At 52.9% G+C, this 26,471-nt stretch carries 21 protein-coding genes; 1 reads left to right on the top strand and 20 read right to left on the bottom strand.

Annotation, left to right across the window (positions count from 1 at the left end; translation table 11 throughout):
* Positions 1-246: 246 nt before the first annotated feature.
* The 16 genes from pulA to PBOR_RS09700 all read right to left on the bottom strand — a co-directional run bounded on the left by pulA (position 247) and on the right by PBOR_RS09700 (position 21,757).
* Entirely contained in the window at positions 247-2,646 is a 2,400-nt protein-coding gene (gene pulA, locus PBOR_RS09785) for a type I pullulanase (protein WP_042211504.1), read from the bottom strand.
* Between the two features lie 328 nt (positions 2,647-2,974).
* Positions 2,975-4,249: an MFS transporter gene (locus tag PBOR_RS09780; RefSeq protein WP_042219181.1), complete on the bottom strand. Its 1,275-nt coding sequence runs from the start codon at positions 4,247-4,249 to the stop codon at positions 2,975-2,977.
* A gap of 149 nt (positions 4,250-4,398) precedes the next feature.
* Positions 4,399-6,111 carry a phosphoenolpyruvate--protein phosphotransferase gene (ptsP, locus tag PBOR_RS09775; RefSeq protein WP_042211503.1) on the bottom strand — a complete coding sequence of 571 codons (1,713 nt, stop codon included), beginning with the start codon at positions 6,109-6,111 and terminating at the stop codon, positions 4,399-4,401.
* Positions 6,104-6,379 carry an HPr family phosphocarrier protein gene (locus tag PBOR_RS09770; RefSeq protein WP_039309348.1) on the bottom strand — a complete coding sequence of 92 codons (276 nt, stop codon included), beginning with the start codon at positions 6,377-6,379 and terminating at the stop codon, positions 6,104-6,106. The genes ptsP and PBOR_RS09770 overlap by 8 nt, the downstream gene beginning before the upstream one ends.
* 98 nt (positions 6,380-6,477) lie before the next feature.
* Complete coding sequence (gene ptsG / locus PBOR_RS09765) at positions 6,478-8,535, bottom strand: glucose-specific PTS transporter subunit IIBC (RefSeq protein WP_042211502.1); 2,058 nt, start codon at positions 8,533-8,535, stop codon at positions 6,478-6,480.
* Positions 8,536-8,874: 339 nt separating this feature from the next.
* Positions 8,875-9,753, bottom strand: a complete 879-nt coding sequence (glcT, locus tag PBOR_RS09760) for a glucose PTS transporter transcription antiterminator GlcT (RefSeq protein WP_042211501.1) — start codon at positions 9,751-9,753, stop codon at positions 8,875-8,877.
* 143 nt (positions 9,754-9,896) lie between these two features.
* Complete coding sequence (locus tag PBOR_RS09755) at positions 9,897-11,516, bottom strand: hypothetical protein (protein WP_042211500.1); 1,620 nt, start codon at positions 11,514-11,516, stop codon at positions 9,897-9,899.
* Positions 11,509-12,216, bottom strand: a complete 708-nt coding sequence (locus PBOR_RS09750) for an ABC transporter ATP-binding protein (protein WP_042211499.1) — start codon at positions 12,214-12,216, stop codon at positions 11,509-11,511. Before PBOR_RS09750 ends, PBOR_RS09755 begins: the two co-directional genes overlap by 8 nt.
* 89 nt (positions 12,217-12,305) lie before the next feature.
* Positions 12,306-13,880 (bottom strand): flotillin lipid rafts scaffold protein FloT, encoded by a 1,575-nt coding sequence (locus PBOR_RS09745; protein WP_042211498.1) that lies wholly within the window; start codon positions 13,878-13,880, stop codon positions 12,306-12,308.
* Positions 13,880-14,416 (bottom strand): NfeD family membrane protein, encoded by a 537-nt coding sequence (locus PBOR_RS09740; protein WP_042211497.1) that lies wholly within the window; start codon positions 14,414-14,416, stop codon positions 13,880-13,882. The genes PBOR_RS09745 and PBOR_RS09740 overlap by 1 nt, the downstream gene beginning before the upstream one ends.
* A gap of 226 nt (positions 14,417-14,642) precedes the next feature.
* A complete protein-coding gene (locus PBOR_RS09735; RefSeq protein ID WP_042211496.1) occupies positions 14,643-15,806 on the bottom strand; it encodes an iron-containing alcohol dehydrogenase in 1,164 nt (387 codons plus the stop codon).
* Positions 15,807-16,307: 501 nt separating this feature from the next.
* Entirely contained in the window at positions 16,308-17,129 is an 822-nt protein-coding gene (locus PBOR_RS09725) for an IS3 family transposase (protein WP_042211494.1), read from the bottom strand.
* Entirely contained in the window at positions 17,035-17,457 is a 423-nt protein-coding gene (locus PBOR_RS09720) for a transposase (protein WP_245648107.1), read from the bottom strand. The genes PBOR_RS09725 and PBOR_RS09720 overlap by 95 nt, the downstream gene beginning before the upstream one ends.
* 456 nt (positions 17,458-17,913) lie before the next feature.
* Positions 17,914-19,497, bottom strand: a complete 1,584-nt coding sequence (locus PBOR_RS09710) for a UDP-glucose--hexose-1-phosphate uridylyltransferase (protein ID WP_042211492.1) — start codon at positions 19,495-19,497, stop codon at positions 17,914-17,916.
* Between the two features lie 93 nt (positions 19,498-19,590).
* Entirely contained in the window at positions 19,591-20,577 is a 987-nt protein-coding gene (galE, locus tag PBOR_RS09705) for a UDP-glucose 4-epimerase GalE (protein WP_042135011.1), read from the bottom strand.
* A gap of 1 nt (position 20,578) precedes the next feature.
* On the bottom strand, positions 20,579-21,757 hold the full coding sequence (locus PBOR_RS09700) for a galactokinase (RefSeq protein ID WP_042211491.1): 1,179 nt from the start codon (positions 21,755-21,757) through the stop codon (positions 20,579-20,581).
* 229 nt (positions 21,758-21,986) lie between these two features.
* Here PBOR_RS09700 and PBOR_RS09695 point away from each other — a divergent pair, with 229 nt between their 5' ends.
* Positions 21,987-22,844 carry an AraC family transcriptional regulator gene (locus PBOR_RS09695; RefSeq protein ID WP_245648106.1) on the top strand — a complete coding sequence of 286 codons (858 nt, stop codon included), beginning with the start codon at positions 21,987-21,989 and terminating at the stop codon, positions 22,842-22,844.
* Between the two features lie 99 nt (positions 22,845-22,943).
* Here the strand turns inward: PBOR_RS09695 and mgrA are convergent, their stop codons facing one another.
* The 4 genes from mgrA to PBOR_RS09675 form a co-directional block, all read right to left on the bottom strand.
* Positions 22,944-23,948: an L-glyceraldehyde 3-phosphate reductase gene (mgrA, locus tag PBOR_RS09690; protein ID WP_042211489.1), complete on the bottom strand. Its 1,005-nt coding sequence runs from the start codon at positions 23,946-23,948 to the stop codon at positions 22,944-22,946.
* A 97-nt stretch (positions 23,949-24,045) separates the two neighbouring features.
* On the bottom strand, positions 24,046-24,786 hold the full coding sequence (locus PBOR_RS09685) for an NAD-dependent protein deacylase (RefSeq protein ID WP_081971978.1): 741 nt from the start codon (positions 24,784-24,786) through the stop codon (positions 24,046-24,048).
* A 35-nt stretch (positions 24,787-24,821) separates the two neighbouring features.
* Entirely contained in the window at positions 24,822-25,592 is a 771-nt protein-coding gene (locus tag PBOR_RS09680; RefSeq protein WP_042211487.1) for an HAD family hydrolase, read from the bottom strand.
* A 45-nt stretch (positions 25,593-25,637) separates the two neighbouring features.
* Positions 25,638-26,387 carry an alpha/beta hydrolase gene (locus PBOR_RS09675; RefSeq protein WP_042211486.1) on the bottom strand — a complete coding sequence of 250 codons (750 nt, stop codon included), beginning with the start codon at positions 26,385-26,387 and terminating at the stop codon, positions 25,638-25,640.
* Positions 26,388-26,471: the final 84 nt, after the last annotated feature.

Raw genomic sequence — 26,471 nt, 5'->3', positions numbered from 1 at the left:
AAATGTTGTATTATGGGCAGGATTATATAAAAAGTTACCAGATCTCTGCCACAGAAAGCCGAATGAATCAAGGAATTCCTGCGACAACAGCAGCCGCCCGGAAGTCCAAATATACATTGGGTGAAAGATTGGTTTTATGTTAAAATCTTAAGTTCAATAAAAGCGAAAACAAGAGTCGGAGCATAAAGAAGCTATCCTGCGACTCCCACTAAGGGGAGATATGCAGGACAGCTCTTAATTTATTGCTTAACTACTCCGTTGAAGTGGTCCTTCTGTATCTCCCTCATGCTCGTGCCGGCGGTCACTGACCCTTACCTTAACCGGATCCGCGCTGCCGGAGCAGTCGATGAAGCGGTCACCCATGCTGTCTTTTTCTTCCCAGTCATTCAGCCGCAGGATATATCCGATAGACGCTGTGCCTGGCAGCACCTCGATCCGCGCTACTGCGTGACCGTCCTCCATGTGCTGGAAGTCCCGTTGTCCATCCTGAATGCCTGTACCCCATACCCAGAGATTCCAGCCCCGGTAATCGCCGTCCGGCCGTTCATAATGAACCTCCACTACCTTCGATCTCGGTTCGGGTTCGCCGTATTTATCGTAGAGCACCATCATCGACAACCCGGCAACTTCGATACTGCCGTTCTCTGTCTGCCGGAAGGCCTCCGGTCCTGCATGGGTATGATCAACGACGATATTCCAGCAGCCTGAGGATTCAGGGAGACACTGGGTTACCGGTCCCATATTAGCATTGAAGATCACAACAATATTATTCCATACATCGCCGCCGGCATGATTCTTCAGCACATAGGCAACCACTCCGTCCTCACAGCGCAGGAACTCAAGACTGCGCTCAATCTCCTGGCGTCCATGCAGCCGGAAAGCCGGATGTCCCCGCCGCAGCTCAATCAGACCTTTGTAATATTGAAACACGGGAATGAACTTCTTCTTGTTCTCCCAGCGGATGGCATTGATGCAGTCAGGACTTCGGTAGCTGTTATGGTCCCCGTATTTGCTGCGCAGCAGCTCATCCCCGGCGTGCAGGAATGGTATTCCCTGCGAGGTCAGGATGATCCCGTTAGCCAGCAGAGAACGCCGTACGGTCTCATTCTCCAGCACATCCAAGGTATCAATCGCGAAATACGGGTCAGCCTGCTCCACGGCGGTTTCCAGATCCCCGCCGCCCCGCAGCTTACCATTCTCAAGCTCCAGCAAACGCGCTTCCTTGCGCAATCCCTGAGTGGCGAGAATTTTGTCCCACAGATTCAGATTATCATGCGCCGTTACATAGTTTACTGTCTCTACAGGCGAATCAGTGAACTCATGTATCGCTCCCTTGATCCCGGAAGCAACCGCGCCTTCTTTACCGTATTCTCCGGTAGCGAATCCCTTGCCCCAGCCGTCACTGTCTCCCTTGATGGCAGAGCGGAAGTTATCGTTGAAGACGGCATACCCTTTGCCGCGCTGCACACCCTTGAGCGTCTTAGTGGCAAGCGGAGAGTCTCCGCCCGTCCAGGGCTCACCGTAGAGCAGCAGGGCCGGATTGATCTCCAGCCGCAGCTCTTCCGTGATCTCGCGCATGGTCACACTGTCCATCAATCCCATCAGATCAAAGCGGAAACCGTCGATATGATATTCCGAAGCCCAGTAAGACAAAGAGTCTTTGATATATTTGCGTACCATCGGCTGCTCGGTAGCCAGTTCATTGCCGACACCCGAGCCGTTGGAGAGCCGGCCGCTATAGTCGTGGCGGTAGAAATAATCCGGCACAAGCGGCTGGAAGGGGCCTTGTTCAATAGAATACGTATGATTGTAGACCACATCCATAATGACAGAGATCCCGCGGCTGTGCAGTGCCTGCACCATCTCCTTGAATTCACGGATCCGGACAGGCGGACTGGCCGGGTCTGTGCTGTATGAGCCTTCAGGCACATTATAGTGCTGGGGGTCATAGCCCCAATTGTAGTCTGTGAATAGTGGAGACCGCGGTGCTTCACCGGGAACCTTCAGCTCATCCACCGTCTGGAAGTCGAATACCGGCAGCAGATGCACATGAGTAATCCCCAGCTCAGCCAGATGGTCAATGCCCAGCGCATGACCTGCAGAATCCCGCAGTCCTATCTCAGTGAACGCCTTGAATTTCCCCTTATGGGTAAGACCCGAGCTTTCATGAGCCGAGAAATCACGTACATGCAGCTCATAGATTACAGCATCGGCCGGATGCGGCAGAACAGGAGAAGTATCCTGATCCCAACCAGCCGGATGGGTATCCTGCAAATCGATTATCGCCGTCCGCAGTCCATTAGCAGATACGGCCATTGCATAAGGATCTGCAGCTTCATTAATGCTTCCGTCCGCAAATACAGTCCGGTACATATAGTACTTACCCTTAAGATCACCGGAAACCCGGACTCCCCAGATCCCGCCGTCTGAGCGCTGCATATTGATAATCCGGCCGCTGTCCCTGTAATCTCCGGTATGACCGGCGGATATGCCATTGCCGCCGGTAGTATACAGCACCAGCGACACTGCGAACGCAGTCGGCGCCCAGACTTTAAACATACTGTACTCCGCTGAATACGTTAAGCCGAGGTCTTTGCCTTCATAGGTCTCCATTACTGACTCTGCATTTATATAATTGCTGCTCATTCATATTCACCATCCTAATGCTCTCTGCCATCCGGCCGAAAACTGATCACTCTATTACAACCAAGCTATTTCCACATATCACCAATCTAATACTTGCACAGCTCTGCAAGCGGGTATTGCTGAGAATTCTTACTCACGGTTCATCTTATAATATGTAACATTATGTTCACAGGTTTGGGTTACGGGGTAGAATTGCATCTGCTTGCTATATCCTATATCGGCATGAAGTCCCGGGTATTTAAGCCCATGAGGTGACAGCTGCGAATCTACCCGGAAGTATACTTGTCCTGCTGCCAAATAACAACTGTTAAATGTTGTTTTGCTTCCTTTAGCGCTTACGCATGACCTTTCCGAACAACGCCATAACTGGTAGCAGCAGGAAGCCTGCAGCCAAAAGTGAGGCTCTGATGGAGAACCGGCTGCCTATATAACCTACAACCGGACCGCCTGCGGACTGGCCAAGTGCATCCGATTGACTGATCATGGACAGGACTGTGGCCCGGTTCCGGCTTGGAAGCTTCGAGTTCAGCCAGGTAGTGTAGATAGGATCGCTCACGGAGCCGGCCACCCCCAGGAGAAGCACCGCAAAGATCGCGGCCGTGAAATTCGGCGCAAGCGCAAGCAGCAGGATGCAGCCCATGCGGATACAGGTCAGTATGAACAAAGTGGCAGAGACCTTTCGTTCCAGGAGCAGGTCCATTCTTTTCCCGGCAAAACGCACGGCCAGCATCCCCAAAATTGTAGCCGCTGCGCTGATCAGGCCGAACCATACCGCCATTGACACGGAGGCTTCCGGGAAGCCGATTTCATCAATCAGGTGGATTTGCCACAGGCGGTCATACCCTTCAGACGCAGCCCCGTTAAATAATGTTACAACGGTCAGCAGCAGAAGCAGCGGGTGATGTCTGAGTACGGATACGCCGCTTACCCAGGTCTTGCCCAGTTCACGGATTGGTGAGGTGTGCGGCTCACGCTCACGCCGGATAAAGCCCGTTTCCTTCATATAACGGATCAATACCAGCCCAAGTATAAAATAGACAGCGCCTCCTGCCAGAAACGGCATATTAGGCGCAAGCAGTGATAATCCTACACTGACAACGATGCCCAGCAGAGACGCAGTTAGCGCAAATATTTTGGAACGCATAAAAAGTCCACCCGTCTGCTCCTCATCCAGTTCGTCAACAATCCAGGCCGTGTCCGCCCCGCTGACAAACGTCCAGCCGATACCATACAGCATCTGGGACATAATCAGCCAGGCAAATGCAGGCAGCATGGAGGCCGGATGCATCATCCAGACAATACATCCTTCCAGCACAAAAGCACTTCCCAGTACGAACATTCCGATAATAACCGACAGCTTACGGCTATATGTATCCGCAACAACACCTGTAATTCCTTCGGACACCAACACTGTTATCTCCAGAACCGTTCCAGCCAGTACCAGCTGAAACGGGCTTAGTCCAAGCTTGGTAACATAATAAATACTATACGTTGTAAATATAATGCTGCCTGCTAAAGACATCATAAAAACCATAAACAAATAAAGCTGTGAGGCACTGAACTTCTGCAAAATGGTTCCGCCCTTCGGAAGTAATGGCCTCATTATATAAAATGCTGCAAGAAAAGGCGGTTCCGTTCTTGCTGAAGTACATTTGTTCTTATACATCAAAAAAACCGGCCCCCTATATCGGAGACCGGCTAAAGTAGTTGGAAAAGTGGAATTGCCTCAAACAGATTAAACCCCTAAACGAATTAATTCACACGGCTCTGCACAAGTGCTGCTACTTCCTCGGCAGTGCCGAGCTGCAGCGCCTGGCCAGCCATTTCCTTCATGTCAGCAGCAGAAAGCTTGGAAATCTGGCTGCGTGCCGGCAGAATGGAGGTTGCACTCATACTGAATTCATCCAGGCCAAGACCCAGCAGCAGAGGAATAGCCGTTGAATCTCCGGCCATTTCACCGCACATGCCGGTCCATTTACCTTCGGCGTGTGCAGCATCGATGACGATTTTGACCAGACGCAGAATCGCCGGGTTATATGGCTGATACAGGTAGGATACCCGTTCATTCATACGGTCCGCAGCCATTGTATATTGAATAAGGTCATTGGTACCGATACTGAAGAAATCTACTTCTTTGGCGAACTGGTCAGCCAGCACAGCTGTCGAAGGAATCTCAACCATGATGCCCAGCTGGATGTTATCGGATACTTCCTTGCCTTCTTCACGCAGCTTGGCCTTCTCTTCCAGCAGCAAATCACGGGCTGCACGGAATTCACCAAGCGTAGCGATCATCGGGAACATAATACGCAGATCGCCGTGGGCACTGGCTCTGAGCAAGGCCCGCAGCTGGGTGCGGAAGATATCCTGACGGTCCAGACACAGACGGATGGCACGGAAGCCGAGGAACGGGTTCATTTCCTTCGGCAGATCCAGATAAGGCAGCTCTTTGTCGCCGCCGATATCCAGTGTACGCACAACTACCGGCTTGCCTTGCATGTTCTCAAGCACGGTACGGTAGGCATTGTACTGAATTTCTTCGGAAGGCAGCTTGTCGCGGCCCATATACAGGAATTCAGTACGGTACAGACCTACGCCTTCTCCGCCGTTCTCGATAACACCCGTTACATCATTTGGTGTACCGATATTCGCAGCCAGCTCAACATGCTTGCCGTCAGCGGATACGGTGGGTTCATCACGCAGCTTCTTCCACTCGGCAATCTGCAGGTTATAAGCTTCCTGCTTCGCGGTGTATTCTGCTACCTCCGCTTCCGTCGGGTTGATCAGCACATCACCGTTCAGGCCGTCTACAATAATCAGATCGCCGGCTTTCACCAGGGACAATACATTCTTGGTTCCAACTACAGCCGGAATCTCCAGGGAACGGGCCATAATCGCCGAGTGGGAGGTACGTCCGCCGATGTTAGTCGTGAAGCCCTTAACGAAATTACGGTTAAGCTGAGCGGTGTCCGAAGGCGTCAGATCCAGTGCAATTACGATAACCTCTTCACTGATCTCTGCCGGGCTCACGTAGTGAATGCCAAGCAGGTGGTTCAGTACGCGTTTGGTTACGTCACGCATATCCGCAGCACGTTCCTGCAGGTACGCGCTCTTCATGTTCTGGAACATTTCTACAAACTGGTTAGCCACTTCATTTAGTGCATAGTCCGCATTAACCGATTCCTCACGGATTTTATCCATTACAGGCGTGATCAGCTCGGGATCATCAAGAATCAGCAGATGGGATTCGAAGATCTCCGCTTTCTTCTCACCAAGCTCAGCCAGGGTACGCTCTTTGATGCTCTGCAGTTCGCCTCTGGATTTATCCAGGGCGTCATTCAGCTTCGCAAGCTCAGCGTCTACATCAGTGACTGCTGTTTTGGTAATGGTGTAGTCCGGATGTTCCAGGATAAAGGCACGGGCTACTGCAATACCTGCGGAAGCCGCGATTCCTGAAATTTTACTCATGAACTTCTCCCAGCCCTTCTTTAACCATAATCTCCTGCAGTGCGCTCAGTGCTTCAGCTTCTTCACTGCCTTCAGTAATAAGGGTCAGGGTATCTCCTGCTTCAAGGCCCAGGGACAGAACGCCCAAGATGGATTTAAGAGTTACTTTTTTGCCTTTGGCTTCCGCGAAAGCCTCAGTGCCTTTGAATTTTGTAGCTGTATTTACCAGCGCTGTTGCCGGGCGTGCGTGAATTCCATCTTCGTCAATGATTCTGAAAGTTGTTTGCATAATAATATCCAACTCGCTTTCTATTAATTAGGATAGTTGCTTATGGTGAAGGCCGCGCTCCCTTTGATTATAATGGAAGCGCTTCGCCTTTGCACATTTTACTGAATGGTGATGATATCCTTATCACCGATGGTTACTTTGCCCGGCTTCTTCAGTGTGACGGAAGAACCTTCAGGCAAGTTGGAGAAGATGACCGGAGAGATTACCGAAGGTGCATTGGCCTTCACATACTCCAGATCCACTTCCATAATCGGCTGTCCGGCAGCTACCAGATCGCCTTCTTCTACCAGAACCGTGAAGCCCTGGCCCTTAAGCTTAACGGTATTGACACCGATATGCACGAGCACTTCCTTGCCGCCGTCGGACATAATGCCGATCGCATGTTTGCTCGGGAAGACATTGAACACCTTGCCGTATACAGGCGAAGCAATCTTGCCGTCATCCGACAGGAAGGCGAAACCGTCACCGGTCATTTTTTGCGAGAAGACCGCATCAGGAACCAGTGTAATATCCATCAGCTCACCGTTTACCGGGGATACGATATCCTCAGCGATAATAGCCTCACCCTGCTCGCCGGCCTGCTTCTCAAGCTCAGGCTTTGGCGCTACAGGAGCAGCAGTTGGTGTTCTGCCGTTCATGACATCCTGAATCTGCGATTTGATGGTGTCCGAACGGGTTCCGAAGATCGCCTGTACGTTGTTACCCACTTCCAGAACTCCAGAAGCACCCAGCTTCTTCAGCCGGTTCTTATCAACACCTGCTTTATCCTTGACTTCAACACGAAGACGGGTGATGCAGGCATCCAGATGCGTGATATTCTCTTTACCGCCCAGGGCGGACAGAATGTTGCGCGGCAGATCGTCGCCGGTCTTGGATACACTTTCTGTGCTTACTTCTTCCTCGTCGTCAGTTGCATCTTCACGGCCTGGAGTCTTCAGGTTAAACTTGCGGATAACGAAGCGGAATCCGAAGTAGTAAATCACCGCGAGCACCAGACCTACCGGGATGACCAGCCACCAGGCTGTACGGTTTGGAATAACGCCGAACAGCACGTAGTCAATGAAACCGCCGGAGAACGTCATACCGATTTTGACATTAAGGATGTGCATGGTCATGAAGGAAAGGCCTGCAAATACAGCATGTACAGCGAACAGCAGCGGAGCCACGAACAGGAATGAGAATTCCAGAGGCTCAGTAATACCTGTCAGGAACGAAGTCAGCGCTGCGGAAATCATCAAGCTTCCGACAACCCGTCTGTTCTCAGGTTTGGACTCATGGTAGATCGCAAGCGCGGCTGCCGGAAGTCCGAACATCATAAACGGATATTTACCGGTGGTAAATGTACCGGCTGTGAAATCCACACCGTCACGAAGCTGCTGCATGAAGATCCGCTGGTCACCACGGACCAGATCTCCTGCCTTATCCACATAACTTCCGAATTCATACCAGAACGGCGAATAGAAGATATGGTGCAGGCCGAATGGAATCAGGGAACGCTCAATGACCCCGAAGATGAAGGCCGACAGCGTAAGGTTGGTGTTGATCATACTCTGCGATACATAGTTCAGACCGTGTTGGATCGGCGGCCATACCAGTGTGAGCGCAAGACCGAGAATCAGGGAAGTTACCGCAGTCATGATCGGTACGAAACGTTTACCCGCGAAGAAGCCGAGATATGACGGCAGTTCGATACGGAAGAACCTTTTGTACATGGAAGCGGCCAATATCCCCACCAGGATACCACCGAACACCCCTGTCTGCAACGTAGGGATCCCCAGCACGCTGGAGTAGGCGAAATCTTTCCAGGTCAGCACGTACGCGTTAACGCCGACAACCGTTCCCATGGTTACGTTCATAACCAGGAATCCGATGATAGCCGCGAGACCCGCTACACCTTCGCCTCCGGCCAGCCCGATGGCTACGCCGACTGCGAACAGCAAGGAGAGATTATCAAATACAATTTGCCCCGAATTCATCAATACGGTAGCAATAGCTTGAACTACATGATTTTCCAGTGCAGGCACATACTGCAGGAAATCCGGATTAACGAGCATGTTCCCGATACCGAGCAGCAGCCCTGCTGCAGGCAGAATGGCAACGGGCAGCATAAGCGCTTTACCGACTCTCTGCAAAACGCCAAACAACTTTTTGAACATTGAGGTCACTTCCTAATCCTAAATTTCATTCAAAACAGAAGCCAAAAAAGGCATGAGCAATACAGCACACAGATTGTCGTCTAACGCTAACGTTAGAGTACCCCGAGATGGGGCAAGACAACCATAATACTGTAAATCACTCATGCCTGATCGTATCAGTTACACGTTTGTATTCTGTTTTGTTAATAACAGGGATCATTGTAGCACCGATGATTTGAAGTTGCAAGCACAAGTTGAAACGGCTTTGCCGTCCTTTTAAGGGACGGTACCGTTTCAGCGAGAAATATAAGGATAATTTATAGCGCAGAGGACACAAATTCTTATATTTTTAATTATGACCTAAATGCTGTCCTGCTGTTCCATACCGGATTCATCTTCCTTCTTCTGGGCAAGACGCTGCAGATGAATGGTCAGATAGCTTACCTCGGCAGGATATACGGGAATATGCACGCGCTGTTCTATGACCTTGGTCAGCTTCCAGGCAAGCATGTACATCTCGGGATATTCACGCTTCATCAGCCCGTCGAGCGACGAAGTCTCACGTACAGTCTCCCCCCGGCGCAGCCTCTCCAGCACAAACCGCAGATGAGTCACCAGACGTGAATAGTCCAGGGAATCACGCGGAATGCGGTATTCGAGATTATCCTCCACCAGTCCGACCATATCCCCGATCAGCTGGGAATGCTGCTTGACCTCTGAGATATGCCGGTTGCTGAGCGCACTGACAATATGAAGCGCCACGAAACCGATCTCATCCGGTGGCAGCGATACCTCCATAGCTTCGTTAATCCGGTCCACAGCATATTCCGCCAGACTGTATTCCTCCGGATAAATCTCCCGGGTCTCGTACAGAAAGGGGTTATGTATGGCTATATGCTGCTCGCTTCTGCGGATGGCAAAGGAAATATGGTCTGTGAGCGCGATATGAATATGTTCATTAAGCGCCTGCCGGCTGCTCTGCATAATATGCAGTACTATCTCCTGGACAACCTCAATCAGCTTCTCGTCCACCTGGGGCACCAGCTGCTTATACTGCTCCTGCTCCTCCTGGCTCCGCAGGATGAACATTTTCTCTACAGAAGAGAGGTTGATCCGGTCCCGTGTCTTACGGTTGAAGCCTATACCCTTGCCAATGACCACTACCTCGGCATACTGGGGATGCTCGGCAATGATCACGTTATTATTGAGTACCTTGGCCACTGTTATGCTGCTGCTCACTTGCGACACCTCTTTTAATTCTGAATACCCGATCTATTTGGCAGCACGATACACGTATCAGCATGTGAAGATTAACCTTGAGCTACTATCATAACATCAAGAATCTCAAATTAGAAGTGTGCGGCGCAGAGGGACAACGCGGGTCATTTCACCCGGAAAGTCCGGCCCGAGAACCTGTATACCAATATGAGGGCGGTCAGCATGTAGACAACGGCAGAGAGTACTACGACTAGAGCAAAAATTCCGGGTTCGCTATTGAACTGCATTGCTATAAAACCGGCTGCCAGCACGATACTATTCACAATGGTAAAGAACGGATTCTTCACATTCAGCTCGGTACTGTAAGGCTGGAAGATATAATACATGAACAAATGATGCACCGAGAAGAACAGGGACAGTGCCAGAATTGTGACGCAAAAGATAACCGCATCCGCCGCGCCCCAGCTCTGATCCGACAGCAGAATCAGCAGATTCACTCCCAGGCAGATTGCTGCAGCCGGAATCAGATTAAGCAGGCTGATGCGCAGCAGCCGGATCCGGAAGTTGCTCAGAATGGCTGACTGTTCGCGGTAGAACCCGTAACGCAGCAGACTGAGATCACAATTGTAGAACATAGCCTTACATACACGTTCGCCGATGGAAGTGTAATTCATAAGGATCAGGAAGGTAGGCAAGGCGCTGATCAGATAATGGGCCAGCCTGGTAAAAGCCGCTTGCGAGAACAGCATTGTCAGCAAAGCGGCTGCGAAGAGTGCCCCAATAATTACCAGACGACGCTGTACTGGATGAATGAGCAGCCGCCGGTGGCGCGAGAAGAAAATCGCGTTGAGATAAGCGTATCCGCTTTTGCCGGCGAATTGTCCGTGGTCCAGCTGCTCCGCCGTGTATTGCTGCTCCCGGGTTGCAACGTCCTTCACCCGTGCCTCCTTCATCATGCGTCCCATATCCAGCAGCGGATCATCAATCTTGGTAACGGCATCCACTGCATTGCGGTAATCCGGGTAACGGGCGATATAGACCGCACAAAGGGCTCCCAGCACAAGCACAGCAAGCACCAGAGGCATAGTAAACACCGTTTGACTATCCACCACCGCAAATCCCCGAAGCACAGGTACATAAGCCAGCAGAAAACCTGCCCCAATGGCGGTCCAGACCCAGCCTGTTTTTTTGACAACCACAATGTCATATTTAGCAAAAATCCATAAATGCAAAGCCTCGCAGGCAATCCGCCAGAACGTCAGCAGCAGAGCAAGAACGCCCCCCTGCCATAGAGGTGCACCCAGAAGACTCCCGAAGACCATCATCGCCGGGACAAAAGTAACCGCGAAGCTTATCCCGCGAAGCGCCAGCGTTGTACGCATATATTTCTCCGCAGGCAGCCTCATCAGCTTCACAAATATGTATTTGTCCCGTTTAGGCTCAAGAATAACCGCACTCGAAACTGCAGCAGCCAGAAAACTTAAACAGAGCAGTATCTGCAGATATAGCTGGTACTGTACAGAAAGGGTTAAGTTTAACTCACTGCCAGCAAGCTTCACCGGCAAAAAGACCATAAGCCCCAAATAGGCAAACTTGGACAAGAAGGCCCAGATGGCTTTGAGGATATAGACGATTACCGATAAAGTCTGCTTAAGCGCCGTCTCAGCATAGACTGAGGCCGGTACCAGCTTGCCTATAACAGGAATTTTTCTGTAATAGAACATAAGCCGGTTGGCGCCGGACATCCCGCGAATCTCCATGATCGCCTTCAGCGTGCTAAACATGATCCTCATCCTTCAGCAGCGCGATAATCTGCTCCTCGAATTCCGGACTATGCAGTGTTTCAGCGGGAATCTCACGGAGCGAGCCGTTATTCAGAATCACCAGCTCATCACAGAGGTCGGCGGCCAGCTGCAGAATATGAGTGGAGAAAATAATAATGTGATTCTGCTTCATCTCACGCAGCAGCTTCTTGATCTCCAGCGCCACCACTACATCGAAGGAGGTCAGCGGCTCATCCAGCAGAATCAGCGGCGGGCGGGAAATGATGAAGCAGAGCATCTGGATTTTGTTCTTCATCCCGTGGGAGTAGCCTTTGATCAGGCGGTGGCGGTCCTCCTCCTCAAAGCGGATGATATCAAAATAATCTTCGATACTCCGGCCCTGCTCGATCTTATCCCTATTGATATCCATGTAGAACTTCACAAACTCATAGCCGGTTAAGAAATCCGGCAGAATCGGCAAAGAAAAGACGTAGCCGATCTCCTCTTCGCGGAGCGGAAGACTCACTTCCTCCCGCCGCAGAAAAGCCCCGCCGCTGTCCATGCGTATCTCACCGCTCAGGCAGTTGAAAAGTGAGGTTTTGCCGGCGCCGTTGCGGCCCAGAAGCCCATAGATCTTACCTTGCTCGAAGGTGAAATCAATTCCTTTCAGCACTTCCTTACCGTCAAAGCTCTTGCGTATATTATCCAGAATGAGCTCCATGCCTGCACCTCCATTTCCTATTGGGGTAAATCTATAAAAAAGGTATGACAGGCGGTTAAACGTGCCGGCCATACCTCGGTAATTCGCTATTATTCCTCTGGCTGTTCAACCGGGGCGGCCGGTGGTATTACGGCCGGTTTCGGTTTGCCCGGGAGCGCGGTTACTGGCGTTCCGGTATACTCGGCAGCTGCTGACAGCTCCGGCTTGCCTTTGGTCTTGGTCAGTCCTTTGATAAGTGCCTCGACATCAATGCCGGACACGCTTTTCAGCATCTCAGGGGCTGTCGCCATCAGCTGGGTCACATAATTGCTGACCCGGGCCGCACCTTCACCGTTGCCGGTATCCACTACAGTCAGCTTGTCGATAGAAGCCAGCGGCTCGGCGATCTTTCCGGCCAGCTCCGGCAGCATTTTGACGATAATATCGAGCACCGCCGCTTCGCCGAATTTCTGGAACGCTTCCGCCAGCTTCTCCTTGGCTTCCGCTTCGGCCAGACCGCGCAGGCGGATAACTTCCGCTTCCGCTTTACCTTTGGCCAGCTCGGCATCGGCAACCGCTTGCCCTTCCAGACGTTTCTGCTCGGAGGTTGCTTTAGCCTGAGTCTCAATACTGTACTGCAGCGCATCTGCTTCACGCATCCGCTTGGCCTTGTCGGCTTCCGCCGCCTGCTCTACCGCGTAACGGTCAGCTTCCGCTTTCTTCTTCACTTCAGCGTCATACTGCTTCTCGCGCACCTGGATCTCCTTGGCCTGGAGGTCAATTTCACGTTCCTTTCGGACCAGTTCAACCTTCATCTGCTCTTCAACCACTGTCTGCTTGGCACGCGCCTCCTGGATATGGTACGCCTGGTCAGCTTCCGCTTTGGCGGTATCCTGATCGCGTTTGAAGGCAGCTACCTTCAGCTGGTTCTCCTTCGAGGCTTCGGCGATGTTGGTATCACGCAGCAGCTCCGCCTTCTGCCCCTGCTCTTCGGCATTGGCCTTCTGAATCCGCGCGTCACGCACAGCTTCGGCTTCGGCAATCTCTGCATCCCGCTTCACTGCGGCAATCCGCGGTTTACCGAGAGCTTCCAGATAGCCGTGCTTATCACGTACATCCTTAATGGTGAACGAGACGATCTGCAGCCCCATTTTCTTCAAATCACGGGCCGCCACGCCCTGAACCTCCTGAGCGAAGCGGTCCCGGTTACGGTAGACCTCTTCAACAGTCATCGAGCCGAGAATCGCCCGCAGATGGCCTTCGAGCACTTCCTGGGCCTCGCTCTTCAGTGCCTCAATCGGCTTGCCCATGAACTGCTCGGCTGCCGTCGCCACATCCTCGGTGGAACTCCCTACCTTGATGATCGCCACTCCATCGGCAATAACCGGAACCCCCTGCTCGGTGTAGACCTCAGGGGTCGTCACGTCTAGCTTGTGAGAGAGCAGGGACATGAATTCTGCCTTCTGGAAGACCGGCAGGATGAAGGCACCGCCGCCGCGGACGATTTTGATTTTGCGGCCGGAGCCGTCATCTGAGATGTGATTACTTCCCAGGAAGGAACCGGTGACGATCATGCCTTCATCAGGCCCTACCGTTTTGTAACGGGCCCAGAATGCAATCCCCAGTACAAATAATACAGCCACAACGACTGCGGGAATAAACAAAAAATCAGGAATACCGAACATTAAGAATCCACTCCTCTTCTGTCTTCGAATTCTGACACAAGGGCTACGCCCTCCCTGACCTCTACCACCACAACTTTAATACCGGCCGGCAGCGGATGCTGTTCGAAGCTGGCTGCGGTATGCAGACTGTTGCCTGCACCGAATTTCACCATAATCTCACCATAGCCTGCTGCTGGAACCGGAACCATAACCTCGCCGATTCTTCCCGGCAGATCGTTCATGGAGAACCCGTTCGACATTTCGCTGTTCTTCATCGGCTTCACTACAACAAGATGCAGCACCACACCCATAAACGCCGCAATCAGCAGGGACAAGGCAAGAATTGCGCCATCTTCCAGTCCGCTGTAGCGGCTGAGCAGCACCCCCGCTCCGCCGAACACCGTCACACCTCCTGCCAATATGGCAGGATTGAGGAAATCAAAGGATACGAAGTCAAAAACCCCGTGCAGAGCGCCTCCGATCAGGTCGCCTACAAGTACGCTGACCACGGCAAAGATAATACCCAGCGCCAAACAGCCCAAATACAGCGTTTGCATGTTTGTCTCCTCCCGTCTTTACTTCCGGACTGTCATACTAGTATAAACGCAGAAACCATGTCCTTGGTTTCACAAACTTGGGTATTAATCTCATTATTGTATCACTGGAGAGAATTTTTTAGCAGCTGTTCAAATGAAAAAGCCGCCCCTGCGAACGGGAGCGGCTGAATAATTTGTGCAGCAAACGTGTTATACGCTGCTGGTACGTTATACGCGGCTGGCTGGCTTACAGCGCCAGCTTGTAGATTTCTACAACATCCTCACGCTGCAGCTTGCGGAAGTTGCCGAACGGGCCGAAACGCACGGCCTTGTCAGCCATATTGCCGATTTCGCTGTCATCGATGTCATAATCGCCGAGCGTCTTCGGAGCTCCGATGGAATCCCAGAAGCTGCGAAGCGCTTCGATGCCTTCAAGGCCGACTTCTTCATCGGTTCTGCCAGCCGGATCAATCCCGAATACGTTCACCGCCAATTGGCGGAAACGGGCAGGATTCGCGCTAAGATTGTATTTCATCCATTGCGGGAACAGAATGGCCAATCCGCCGCCATGCGGAATATCGTACACTGCGGATACGGCATGCTCAATATTGTGCGTCGCCCAGTCTCCGGCAAAGCCCATGCTGACCATACCGTTCAGTGCCATGGTGCCGCAGTACATAATAGTCTCGCGCAATTCATAGTTGTTCAAATCTTCGATCAGCTTCGGCGCAGTCTCAATCACTGTACGAAGCAGAGTCTCGCAGAAGCCGTCCTGTACCAGCGTATTGCCGTCTGTGTGAAAATAATGCTCCAGCGTATGGGACATGATGTCCACCATGCCGTAGACCGTCTGGTCACGCGGCAGGGAGAAGGTGTTCTCAGGATCAAGAATCGAGAAGGCCGGATAGGCATGCACGCTGCCCCAGCCCATTTTTTCCTTGGTCACTTCATTCGTAATTACCGAGCCGTTGTTCATCTCCGAACCGGTAGCGGCCATAGTCAGCACTGTACCAAGCGGAAGCGCTCCTTGCGGTGCCGCTTTGCGCTCCACGAAGTCCCACATATCTCCATCATATTTCGCACCGACAGCTACAGCCTTGGCACAATCCAGCACACTGCCGCCGCCGACGGCGAGGATCAGTTCGATCCCGTTCTCGCGGCATAAATCCACGCCTTTATGTACGGTGGACAGACGCGGGTTAGGCTCAACTCCGGCCAGTTCAGTAACTACAGCGCCGATGGCATTCAGCTCAGCAATTACGTTGTCGTACAGGCCGCTACGCTTGATGCTGCCGCCGCCGTACATCAGCAGCACGTTCTTGCCGTATTTCGGCACTTCGGTGCGGAGTGCCTGCAATGTCCCTTGTCCAAAAATCAGCTTGGTAGGGTTGTAAAACTCAAACTTACGCATATGGGTAAACCTCCATGAGTATATGAATGTGACGCACTTGTATATTATAGACCTCCGGCTTGCCGCATTCAAATGGCTGCGAAGAAGGGGCAAAAGGTCGGTATCGTGTTTAAAAGACACGGCGTTCCCTTAACGCCTGCCTAGCACAAATTCAAAGGGATTTATCCCTTTATTTTCCCCGTACCGCCCACTTTCGGCGGAATCAGAGGGATTTATCCCTTTAATTTCCCCCATGCTGTCCACTTTCGGCGGAATCAGAGGGATTTATCCCTTTGATTTCCCCATGCCGCCCGCTTTCGGCGGAATCAGAGGGATTTATCCCTTTATTTTCCTCATGTCGTCCACTTTCGGCGGAATCAGAGGGATTTATCCCTTTATTTTCCCCGTACCGCCCACTTTCGGCGGGATCAGAGGGATTTATCCCTTTGATTTCCCCATTCCGCCCACTTTCGGCGGGATCAGAGGGATTTATGGACCTCTGTCAAGAAAGTAGACGTGAACCTAAGCGGTTTTCCGCTTAAATGTTGCTGCAAACTGAACCGGAGATACGTAACCCAGTGCCCCATGGATTCGTTTACAGTTGTAGAAAAATTCAATGTATTGGTAGATGGAATCATAGGCCTGCTTCTTTGTTTTAAATCGAGTCCAGTACACAAACTCTTTTTTCAAGAGGCTGTGAAAAGATTCGATACAGGCGTTATCATAACAGTTCCCTTTGCGGCTCATACTTGCAGTCATCTGGTACTTCTCCAGGCGTCCCCGGTAGTCTGCAGAGGCATACTGCGAGCCTCGATCCGAATGGTGAATCAAGCCCTTCCCGGGGCGTTTCGCTTGGTAGGCATCGTCTAGAGCGCCCTGTACGAGGTCTGTGGTCATCCGGTCGCCCAGCCGCCAGCCTACGATCTCCCGGGTGCATAGGTCCAGCACGCTCGCCAAGTACATCCGCCCTTCCCGACAGGGAATGTAAGTAATATCTGCCACCCACGCCTGGTTTGGCTTTTCGGTTTGGAATTGCTGGTTCAGCAAGTTAGGGGCAATGGGCAAAGGATGGTTAGAGTCGGTCGTGTGTACGCGAAACCTCTTCGCGACACAGGAGCGCAGGCCCAGTTCTCTCATGTACTTTCCTACTGTGCGTTCGCTTACCTTGTACCCCTCACGCTTCAAGAGAACCTTAATTTTGGGGCTACCGTAACGACCATGCGAGTCGTGAAAATGATAGGTAATCCGCTTAAGCAGTAACGCTTTGCGGGCGGCTTGGGGGCTGGGCTTCGCTGTTCTCCATTTGTAATAACCGCTCCGTGATACCTGAAAGACGTTGCACATCTTCTCCACTGGGAACTCGGAGCGATGATCTTCTATAAACTGGGTTGCTGAAGATGTGCACTGCTTTTTTTAGGATGGCCATTTCCTCCGTCAGGTCTGCCACCTGTTGGTCGCGTTCCTTCAGTTGACGTTCCAACTCTCTGACTTTGTCTGGGGTGGCTATGGGCTCACTCTGAAACGACCGGTACTTCCCCAGCCATTGGTGCAGGGTTTTGGCGGGGATGTCCAGTTCCAGGGCGAGTTCCGCCACCGTCTTGGTTTGCTCCTGAATATACTTTACGGTCTGTTTTTTATATTCTTCATTGTAGCTTCTCCGTGTTCCACTCATGTGGGCACCTCCTCGTTAATTTCATTATCCCTATTCTCTTAACGGGTGTCCACGATTAATACTAACAGCATTATCCCTTTAATTTCCCCCATGCTGCCCACTTTCGGCGGAATCAGAGGGATTTATCCCTTTATTTTCCCCATGCCGTCCACTTTCGGCGGAATCAGAGGGATTTATCACTTTAATTTCCCCATAACGCCCACTTTCGGCGGAATCAGGGGCACTTCTGCCCTTCATTTCCTCCCATCGCCCGATTTCGGCGGAATCTGGGGCACTTCTGCCCCTCATTTCCTCCCGTCGCCCACTTTCAGCGAAATCAGGGGCACTTCTGCCCCTTATTCCCTCCTGCCGCCCACTTCCGGCGGACACATCATTGCATCGTAGTTTACCGCTCAATAAAAAAATGCCCCCGCCGACACTCCGGCAGGGACATCTCATTTACAAGACACAGCAGTCTTAGTTAAACCCGCTGCTGTTCACGAACCGGCGGAATGCCGCCTGGCCTTCCGGTGTGCGTTTGTATACTCCCGCATGCTCCAGAATATGCGTGAACTTGGTGCCTACCTCGTTCTGCACCGTCTTCACCGCTTCCTCGCGGCTCAGGGAGGTGCCGAAACGGCCGGCCAGCTCCGCAATCCAGGCAGCATGAAGCGCGAGCGGATGATCAGCGCCCTGGCTCTGGACGGCCTCGAGCAGCGCAGTGTCACCGGCCAGAACGCCAGCGACAGCATCGAGCTCTTCCTTGAGGCGTCCCGGCAGAATCGCCAGGCCCATAACCTCAATCAGGCCGATGTTCTCCTTCTTGATGTGGTGCATTTCCCGGTGCGGGTGAAAAATCCCTTCCGGATATTCTTCGCTGGTCCGGTTGTTGCGCAGCACCAGATCCATCTCATAGCCGCCGTCTTCTGCCCGGCGGACAATTGGTGTAACCGTGTTATGCGGCACGCTCTCCCCGGCCTCTTCACTGAAAGCCAGCACATCGGCCTCCGGATCGCTGTAAGTCTTCCAGGCTTCATAGATACTGTTGCCGGCTTCCAGCAGCACGGCAGGATCTCCCCCTTGCATGCGCAGCACAGACATCGGCCATTTCACAGTGCTTAGGCTAACGCCTGGATATGCAGCATGGGTGAAGCTATCCTCCTTGGGCGCCTTCTGGATCGGGAAGGTGTGGCGTCCGCCCTGGAAGTGGTCATGGGTCAGAATTGAGCCGCCGACAATCGGCAGATCTGCATTCGAGCCGATGAAATAATGCGGGAAGGATTCAACAAAGCTGAGCAGACGCTTCAGCGTATCCTTCGTCAGCTTCATCGGCACATGATCATGGTGGAACACGATACAATGCTCGTTATAGTACACATACGGCGAGTACTGGAAGAACCATTTCTCATTGTTCATCGCAAGAGGAATTACGCGCAGGTTCTGGCGCGGCGGGTGATTGACCCGTCCGGCATAGCCGACATTCTCGCGGCAGAGCTGGCATTTCGGATAGACCGGCGGCGGAAGCAGCCGGGCCATGGCGATTTCCTTCGGGCTTTTCTCCGGCTTAGAGAGATTGATCGTCATCTCAATATTCCCGTAAGGCGACTCCTGAAGCCAATATACATTCTTGGCTACACGGTCCATACGGATATAGTTGGAATCAATACTGAGCTTATAAAAGCGGTCGGTAGCCGCCTGAATTCCCTGCTCCGCCTGAATCGCGGCGAATTCAGCATTCACCTCGGACGGACGGGCCATCAGAAGGCCCATGATCTTGGCATCCAGCAGATCGCGGTACGTATCCGTATTCTCCGGGATCAGCCCGATCTCTACCCCGTAGTCGATCAGTTGATCGAGCGGTGCCTGCGGACTTTCAAGCGGGTCTTCGGTGAACTCACCGGCATACGGCTCGCTGAAGCCGAACTGGTCAAGCAGTTCATTGCGGCTGTAATCAACGTCAGCGGGCTGAATCAGCTCCTTGTGCTGCGCGAACAGGACCAGCTGTTCAATCGCATACAACGCCTTCTCCCCGGCCCCAGCCGTAATATTATCGTTCTGCATTTCAATTCTCCTTATGTGCTGCAACCTAAATTGCTTTATTTCAATTCCAATTGCCTTTCATCCGTCCACAATATCATCAATTGCGAGCTAGGCTTAGCCGCCGTATCCTTCCGGATTCGCGGAATGCCAGTTCCAGGCGCTTTGGATGATGCCTTCCAGATCAGCATGCTGCGGGTCCCAGCCCAGAATCGTCCGGGCTTTGGCGGAAGAAGCGACCAGTACTGCCGGATCGCCGGCGCGGCGTTCCTGGATTACAACCGGGATGTCCAGGCCGGTTACCTTCTTCGCAGTCTCAATTACCTGCTTCACGGAGAAGCCCAGGCCGTTGCCAAGGTTGAAGATATTGCTTGCACTGCCGCTGCGCAGGTAGGTTACGGCACGGACATGCGCATCCGCCAGATCGCTGACATGGATGTAGTCGCGTACGCAGGTTCCGTCTTCTGTCGGGTAGTCTTCACCGAAGACCGCGATGTTCTCCCGCTGCTTAAGTGCAGCCTGAAGTACCAGCGGAATCAGGTGGCTCTCCGGACGGTGGTCTTCACCGATCTTGCCGCTGGCATGTGCACCTGCAGCATTGAAGTAGCGCAGCGCTACATATTTGATGCCAAGCACCTTGTCGAACCAGGCCATCATGCGTTCCATGGTCAGCTTGGTTTCGCCGTAGACATTCGCAGGTTCAGTGCGGTCGGTTTCTTCGATCGGCACCTTTTCCGGTTCGCCGTAGGTTGCGGCGGTGGAGGAAAAGACGATTTTGTCGACTCCCGCATGCTGCATCGCTTCCAGAAGACATTGTGTTCCGTACACGTTGTTGTCGTAATATTTCACCGGATCCTTCATGCTCTCGCCCACCAGGGAGCTGGCTGCGAAATGGATTACCGCTTCAATCTTGTTCTCGGAGAAAAGCTTGGCCAGCAGTGCCTTGTCGCGCAGGTCTCCCTCATACAGCTTACCGCCAAGCAGCGCCTCACGGTGCCCTGTCAGCAGATTATCGATAACTACAACCTCTTCGCCCCGGTCCAGCAGCTCCGCCACTGTGTGGGAACCGATATATCCTGCTCCGCCCGTTACCAGAATCGCCATCTTATTTCACTCCTTTCAGTTCTTCCACGCCGTTGCCGATCGTGCATACATAGAACTCGCCCGTCAGGCCGGATCTCTTCTTGTAAGCTTCGCCGACTTCAGCAATGAACCGTTCCACATCATCCTCATGCACCAGAGATACTGTGCAGCCGCCGAAACCGGCGCCTGTCATCCGCGAGCCGAGTGTTCCCGGAATACGCTGTGCTTCTTCGACCATGATGTCCAGCTCTTCGCAGCTGACTTCGTACAGGTCACGCAGGGAGACATGGGAGTCGTTCATATAGAGTCCGAATTGCTTCAGGTCATTGTTCTTGAGCACTTCAACCGAGTCAAGCACACGCTGGTTCTCTTCCACCACATGGCGGGCCCGGCGTCTGACGGTTTCGTCTGTAATTTTATCCTGATGAAGCTCGAATTGTTCAGGTTTAAGCTCGGCCAGGTAAGACAAGGTCGGCACCTCTTGCTTCAAAATAGCCAGAGCCTCTTCGCATTGGCTGCGGCGCTCATTGTACTTGGAATCCACCAGGCCGCGTTTCTTGTTCGTATTGCCGATAACCAGCTTATAAGAACCGGTCACAAAAGGTACCAGGCTGTATTCCAGTGTGTCACACATCAGCAGGATCGCCTGATCGCGTTTGCCGTTGGCGACAGCGAACTGGTCCATGATGCCGGAGTTTACGCCGACATACTGGTTCTCCGCGCGCTGGGACAGCAGAGCGATCTCTACAGTATCCGTGTCGCCGCCAAGCAGTGTCAGGAAGGCATAACCTGTTACTACTTCGATGGAAGCGGAAGAAGACAAGCCCGAACCGTTCGGAATCTCACCGTGGAACAAGAGGTCGTAACCTCCGGATACCGGAAGATCCTTCTTAGCCAGCTCCACCATTACACCAACCGGATAGTCAACCCACTCGCCGGTTTTGGCTTTGCCGATTTCGCTGTAGTCGATAGAGGCTTCATAAGGGAAATTCGTCGATGCGAATTGAACCTTGCCGTCCGAACGCGGACGCACGATAAGTGTGGTTCCGAAGTCCAGTGCTGCCGGGAACACGTAACCGCCGTTGTAGTCCAGATGCTCTCCGATGAGATTCACACGGCCCGGTGCGTAGAATACCCGCGCCTCTTCGCTGCTCTCCCCATATTTCTCGATAAATTTACTGTTAAGTTCCTGTACGCTCATTATTGCCACTCCATCCTTTCGCTGCTTGTGCTTGGGCTTGCAACTTGCTTCCTTCATGCTTACATTATAATAAAATCAGACTTGCCCTGATAATGCAATCATGTGTGCAATGTATGGACAAATGTGACTTCCAGCTACCGGGAAGATATACTGGAGATAATGATTCAATTCTGCGCTTTCCCGCATGTTAAGCTATGATAGCGTTATATTCAAGAAAGGCGGATGCCCGTTGGAACATACCTATTCCGTAGGATCAAATCCTGTGTATTTCGATCAGCAGCCTCTGCATGTGCTGTTCGCCGGGGAGAGCCAGACGCTTCCGCTGCATCAGGCCGGTCCCAAAATCTACGATTATTATCTGCTTCACTACATTGAGTCCGGCTCCGGTGTTTTCCGGACCGAGCAGCGCAAATATGAACTGGGGGCTGGAGACTGCTTCCTGATCCACCCGGCCCAGCTGGTCAGCTATATCTCGGATCAGCAGCAGCCCTGGCGTTACCGCTGGGCTGCCTTCACCGGAACGGAGGCGGAGCAGCTCGCCATGCAGGCCGGATTCACTCCGGAGAAGCCGGTCCTGACCACGGCTGAAGGCAGTTTGATTCCGGGGGCACTCGCCGGGATGATGTCCGCCTTCTATGCGGGCAAGGAGAGCGCGCATCTGACCTCGCTCGGATATCTTTACCTGATCATAGGCGAAGCATCCGGCCTGCTGATCTCCTCCTCAAGGTTGCCCGGGGCAGAGTCCCAGGTCAAACGTACAGTGAAGCAAATGATCAACTATATGGCTTCCCAATATGCCCATCCGGTCTCTATTGAACAAATGTGCGGCAGCCTGGGCTATAACCGCGCTTATTTGTCGCGCATCTTCAAGCAGGAGACCGGCCTCTCGCCGGTGACCTATCTGCTGAAGCTGCGCATCGAGAAGTCCCGCCAGCTGCTGCGCGAACGCCCGGAGCTGTCGGTAGAGCAGGTCGCAGCCTCCGTCGGCCTGACCGATGCCCTCTATTTCTCCCGGCAGTTCAAACGCTTCTGTGCACAATCACCCAGCACATACCGGCAGGCGACTGCGAATCCCGGGCCGAAATAGGCTCAGGAGAACATCCGGCGTTCTACCAGAACTCTGCTTAAGCCAACAGCCCGTCTCCTGTTCAGGAAGCGGGCTGTTCATCTCAATTCTATAAATTACTCAGGCTTCATCCTCTGTTCCAAGGATCGTCTCAATCCGTTCCAGCTCTTCCTGCGTGAATTCGCCATGAGTCAGAGCGGCGATATTCTCCTCAATTTGGCTTACCCGGCTTGCACCGATCAGCGCCGAGGTCACCTTGCCGCCGCGCAGCGTCCATAGGAGTGCGAACTGGGCCAGGCTCTGGCCGCGGGCTACCGCCATCTGGTTGAGCGCGTGGATCTTGCGCAGCACCTCCGGCGTAATCCGGCTCTCGTTCAGGAACGCGGAGGGTCCGGCGGCCCGTGAATCGCCGGGAATACCGTTCAGGTATTTATTGGTCAAGAGACCCTGGGCCAGCGGGGTAAAGGCGATACTGCCGATGCCATGCTCCTCCAGCACATCCTGCAGCCCTCCTTCAATCCAGCGGTCGAGCATGGAATACCGCGGCTGATGAATCAGAAGCGGTGTACCGAGCTTCTTCAGGATTGCAATTGCCTGTTCGGTCTGCTCAGCGGTATAGTTGGACAAGCCGATGTAGAGCGCTTTGCCTGAACGTACGGCATAATCCAGTGCACCCATGGTTTCTTCCATCGGTGTTTCCGGGTCCGGACGGTGGGAATAGAAAATATCCACATAATCCAGTCCCAGCCGTTTCAGGCTCTGATCCAGGCTGGACAGTATATATTTGCGTGAACCCCAGTCCCCGTAAGGGCCGGGCCACATATAATATCCCGCCTTGGTGGAGATTACCATCTCGTCACGGTACGGAGCCAGATCACGGGCAAGAACCTTGCCGAACAGTTCCTCTGCCGAGCCTGCCGGAGGGCCATAGTTGTTAGCCAGATCGAAATGGGTAATACCGAGATCGAAAGCGCGGGTTATCATCTCGCGGCCATTCTCATAGGTGTCGATGCCGCCGAAATTATGCCAGAGGCCCAGTGAAATTGCCGGAAGCTTGAGGCCCGACCTGCCGGTGCGGTTGTAACGCATGACTTCATACCGTTTATCGCTAGCCACATATACCATTGCTTATCCCTGCCTCTCGTTTCCTCAGTTAATGCATTACCCTAATTTAAACTCCGGACAGACTTTGTAATCTTCTCACGAGAAAAAGCTTGAATCCTCATCCGAGCAGCCCTTGTATTCTGCCCATCACATCGCCGATCCGGTCCGTAATAATCAGATCTGCCTGGTGGTCATAAGGGGTCGGATCGCCGTTAAGCAGTACCGTATGCCTTCCGCGGAAATAGGTGATCAGACTCGCCGCCGGTTGTACGGTAAGTGAAGTGCCGCCAATAATCAGCAGATCCGCCGCCGCAATCGCCGCCACTGCTTCGACCAGTACATCGTGATCAAGCGCTTCCTCATAGAGCACCACATCCGGTTTGATGATGCCTCCGCACTCCGGGCAGGCCGGCACAGCACCCGTCTGCTCCAGTATCTGCTCCAGACCGTAATAGGTATTGCAGTCCATGCAGTGATTGCGGTGAATCGAGCCGTGCAGCTCCAGCACCCTGCGGCTTCCCGCCAGTTGGTGCAGACCATCGATATTCTGTGTTATAACCGCCTTCAGCTTGCCTTTCGCTTCAAGGTCAGCCAGCAGCTTATGTGCCCCGTTCGGCTTCGCCTCCGGATGAATCATCTTGCTGCGGTAGAAATCAAAAAAAATGTCCGGCGAGGACATGAAAAAGCTGCGGCTCAGCATGACTTCGGGTGGATAAGGAGAGTTGTGCTGAGTCTGGTAAAGACCGGCAGCCGAACGGAAATCCGGTATGCCGCTTTCTGTTGATGTTCCGGCTCCGCCGAAAAAAACAATATTTCCGCTCTCTTTGATCCAGGAAGCCAGTAGCTGTAATTGATCCATAGTCTCCACACGTTTCCTCTCTGTGCGTAATGAAATCAGATAGTTAACCGGAGCTGCGCATACCCGGAAACAACGATATCCGCATCCAGCAAGTGGGCTGCGGCCCCGTCTGGAGACAGACCCACAGCGAGGCGCAGGCCTGCGCCTTTGCCCAGCTGCATATCCGCATTACTGTCACCGATAATGACCGTTTCTCCAGGCAGCAGTCCCAGTTCCCGGCAGGCTGTTTCAGCCATCTCTGGCGATGGCTTGCCGTGCTTCACTCTGTCTCTGGTGACAACGGAGTGAAAATACCCGGATAACCCAAGCCACTCCAACTGCTCACGGGTAGTGGCCGCATTGTCTGAGGTCACTACACCGAGTTTCAGGGAAGCGGCCGCACACTGCTCCAGAAAAGCATGCAGCCCGGGCATCGCTACCGCCGTCCTCCGCCGGCACAGCTCTTTCATAGCTTCCTTGGAGACCGCATTCACCACCGTTACCGCTTCATTCCAGGGAACGCCGGCAGCATACAGCTGCCAGGCCAGAATCCCGGTCGTTTCTTCGGCGGTCGCCATGGAGAGTGGTCCGGCGGGATCATACCCGGTCACCTTGCCGCTTGCATCATGAACCGTTCCCAACACTGCGGCAAGATCCGTCCCTGAACCCGGACCGTTGCCGATTAATGCCAGTTGGCTGCCCAGCCCTTCGAGAATCAGATCGGCCCAGCTTCCCCAGGTCGCAAGCAGATCCAGCAGCGTTCCATCCTTGTCGAACAAGATGCCCCTGCAGGGAACGGAAAGCTCATTAATATGCAATTCAGGCATTCAGACTCTCCTCTCCGCCAGCGGCGTTACTTCGTGATTCCGGCCTCACTTGCTCTGGCGCAGATTGCCTATCCAATCCAGCATAGCCCGCGCAGTGCGTGTCTGCTGTTCTTCCTCTGTGATAGTGGCTGTCCCGTCACCCTTTTGCGGGCCGTAGCTGCCGAACTGGGCATGATTGCCGCCGTTGACCGGCGTATATACAGTGTTGCCAGGAAGATAGGCCCGGCCTTCGTTATAGCTCTCCTGATCAACCACCTTGTCCTCCGTACCCAGCACCGACAATACGGACAGCGTCGTATCCTTCAGGCTGCCTTTCTCATCCGGATAGGAAGCCAGAAAAAAAACGCCTTCCAGCTGGTCGGCATGATCTGCGGCGAAGCGCGAGGCCATTACCCCGCCAAGCGAGTGCCCGCCAAGCACAAAGGATTGCTTCGGATGCACGCGGATAATCTCTTCAGCTGCATCTCCCTTGATCACGGCCAGATTGAGCGGCATTCTGGCGATATAAAACGGGTGGCCGGCTGCTGCAATTTTTCTGGCAAGCGGAGCATAAGCTTCTGCCTCGACCAATGCACCGGGATAAAAGATTACGCCGGTGCCGAGCACAACCGAAGGTTCAAACGAGATCCAATTGTCATTCTGCTCTACGGTAACTCCCCCGGCAGAGACAAGCGCCGATTCAGCTCTTTCAGCAGGCTTATACGGAGTCAGATACTTCCATATAAACAACCCTGCCACCAGCAGAATCAATACAATTCCTATAAGCACATAGCGTTTGGTATTCCTTCTTCTCAATAGAGTTCACTCCCGAGTACTGCATACAGAAAATTATAGTGTAATCATTGAAATCAAACAACCTTCAAGACTTCGCCACATCTG

It is taken from the genome of Paenibacillus borealis (assembly GCF_000758665.1).
In the GTDB taxonomy this organism is placed as follows: domain Bacteria; phylum Bacillota; class Bacilli; order Paenibacillales; family Paenibacillaceae; genus Paenibacillus_AQ; species Paenibacillus_AQ borealis.
This window is presented reverse-complemented; position numbering and strand designations above follow the sequence as displayed.

Excerpts from the sequence above, each read along its gene's own strand:
- PBOR_RS09755 (WP_042211500.1), bottom strand. The coding sequence starts at position 11,516 with ATGTTTAGCACGCTGAAGGCGATCATGGAGATTCGCGGGATGTCCGGC.
- PBOR_RS09710 (WP_042211492.1), bottom strand. The coding sequence starts at position 19,497 with ATGCAGAACGATAATATTACGGCTGGGGCCGGGGAGAAGGCGTTGTAT.
- PBOR_RS09750 (WP_042211499.1), bottom strand. The coding sequence starts at position 12,216 with ATGGAGCTCATTCTGGATAATATACGCAAGAGCTTTGACGGTAAGGAA.
- ptsG (WP_042211502.1), bottom strand. The coding sequence starts at position 8,535 with ATGTTCAAAAAGTTGTTTGGCGTTTTGCAGAGAGTCGGTAAAGCGCTT.
- PBOR_RS09725 (WP_042211494.1), bottom strand. The coding sequence starts at position 17,129 with ATGTGCAACGTCTTTCAGGTATCACGGAGCGGTTATTACAAATGGAGA.
- PBOR_RS09700 (WP_042211491.1), bottom strand. The coding sequence starts at position 21,757 with ATGAGCGTACAGGAACTTAACAGTAAATTTATCGAGAAATATGGGGAG.
- PBOR_RS09720 (WP_245648107.1), bottom strand. The coding sequence starts at position 17,457 with ATGAGTGGAACACGGAGAAGCTACAATGAAGAATATAAAAAACAGACC.
- ptsP (WP_042211503.1), bottom strand. The coding sequence starts at position 6,111 with ATGAGTAAAATTTCAGGAATCGCGGCTTCCGCAGGTATTGCAGTAGCC.
- PBOR_RS09735 (WP_042211496.1), bottom strand. The coding sequence starts at position 15,806 with ATGCGTAAGTTTGAGTTTTACAACCCTACCAAGCTGATTTTTGGACAA.
- galE (WP_042135011.1), bottom strand. The coding sequence starts at position 20,577 with ATGGCGATTCTGGTAACGGGCGGAGCAGGATATATCGGTTCCCACACA.
- PBOR_RS09740 (WP_042211497.1), bottom strand. The coding sequence starts at position 14,416 with ATGCAAACGCTGTATTTGGGCTGTTTGGCGCTGGGTATTATCTTTGCC.
- mgrA (WP_042211489.1), bottom strand. The coding sequence starts at position 23,948 with ATGGTATATGTGGCTAGCGATAAACGGTATGAAGTCATGCGTTACAAC.
- PBOR_RS09780 (WP_042219181.1), bottom strand. The coding sequence starts at position 4,249 with ATGAGGCCATTACTTCCGAAGGGCGGAACCATTTTGCAGAAGTTCAGT.
- pulA (WP_042211504.1), bottom strand. The coding sequence starts at position 2,646 with ATGAGCAGCAATTATATAAATGCAGAGTCAGTAATGGAGACCTATGAA.
- PBOR_RS09680 (WP_042211487.1), bottom strand. The coding sequence starts at position 25,592 with ATGCCTGAATTGCATATTAATGAGCTTTCCGTTCCCTGCAGGGGCATC.
- PBOR_RS09770 (WP_039309348.1), bottom strand. The coding sequence starts at position 6,379 with ATGCAAACAACTTTCAGAATCATTGACGAAGATGGAATTCACGCACGC.
- PBOR_RS09745 (WP_042211498.1), bottom strand. The coding sequence starts at position 13,880 with ATGTTCGGTATTCCTGATTTTTTGTTTATTCCCGCAGTCGTTGTGGCT.
- PBOR_RS09685 (WP_081971978.1), bottom strand. The coding sequence starts at position 24,786 with ATGGATCAATTACAGCTACTGGCTTCCTGGATCAAAGAGAGCGGAAAT.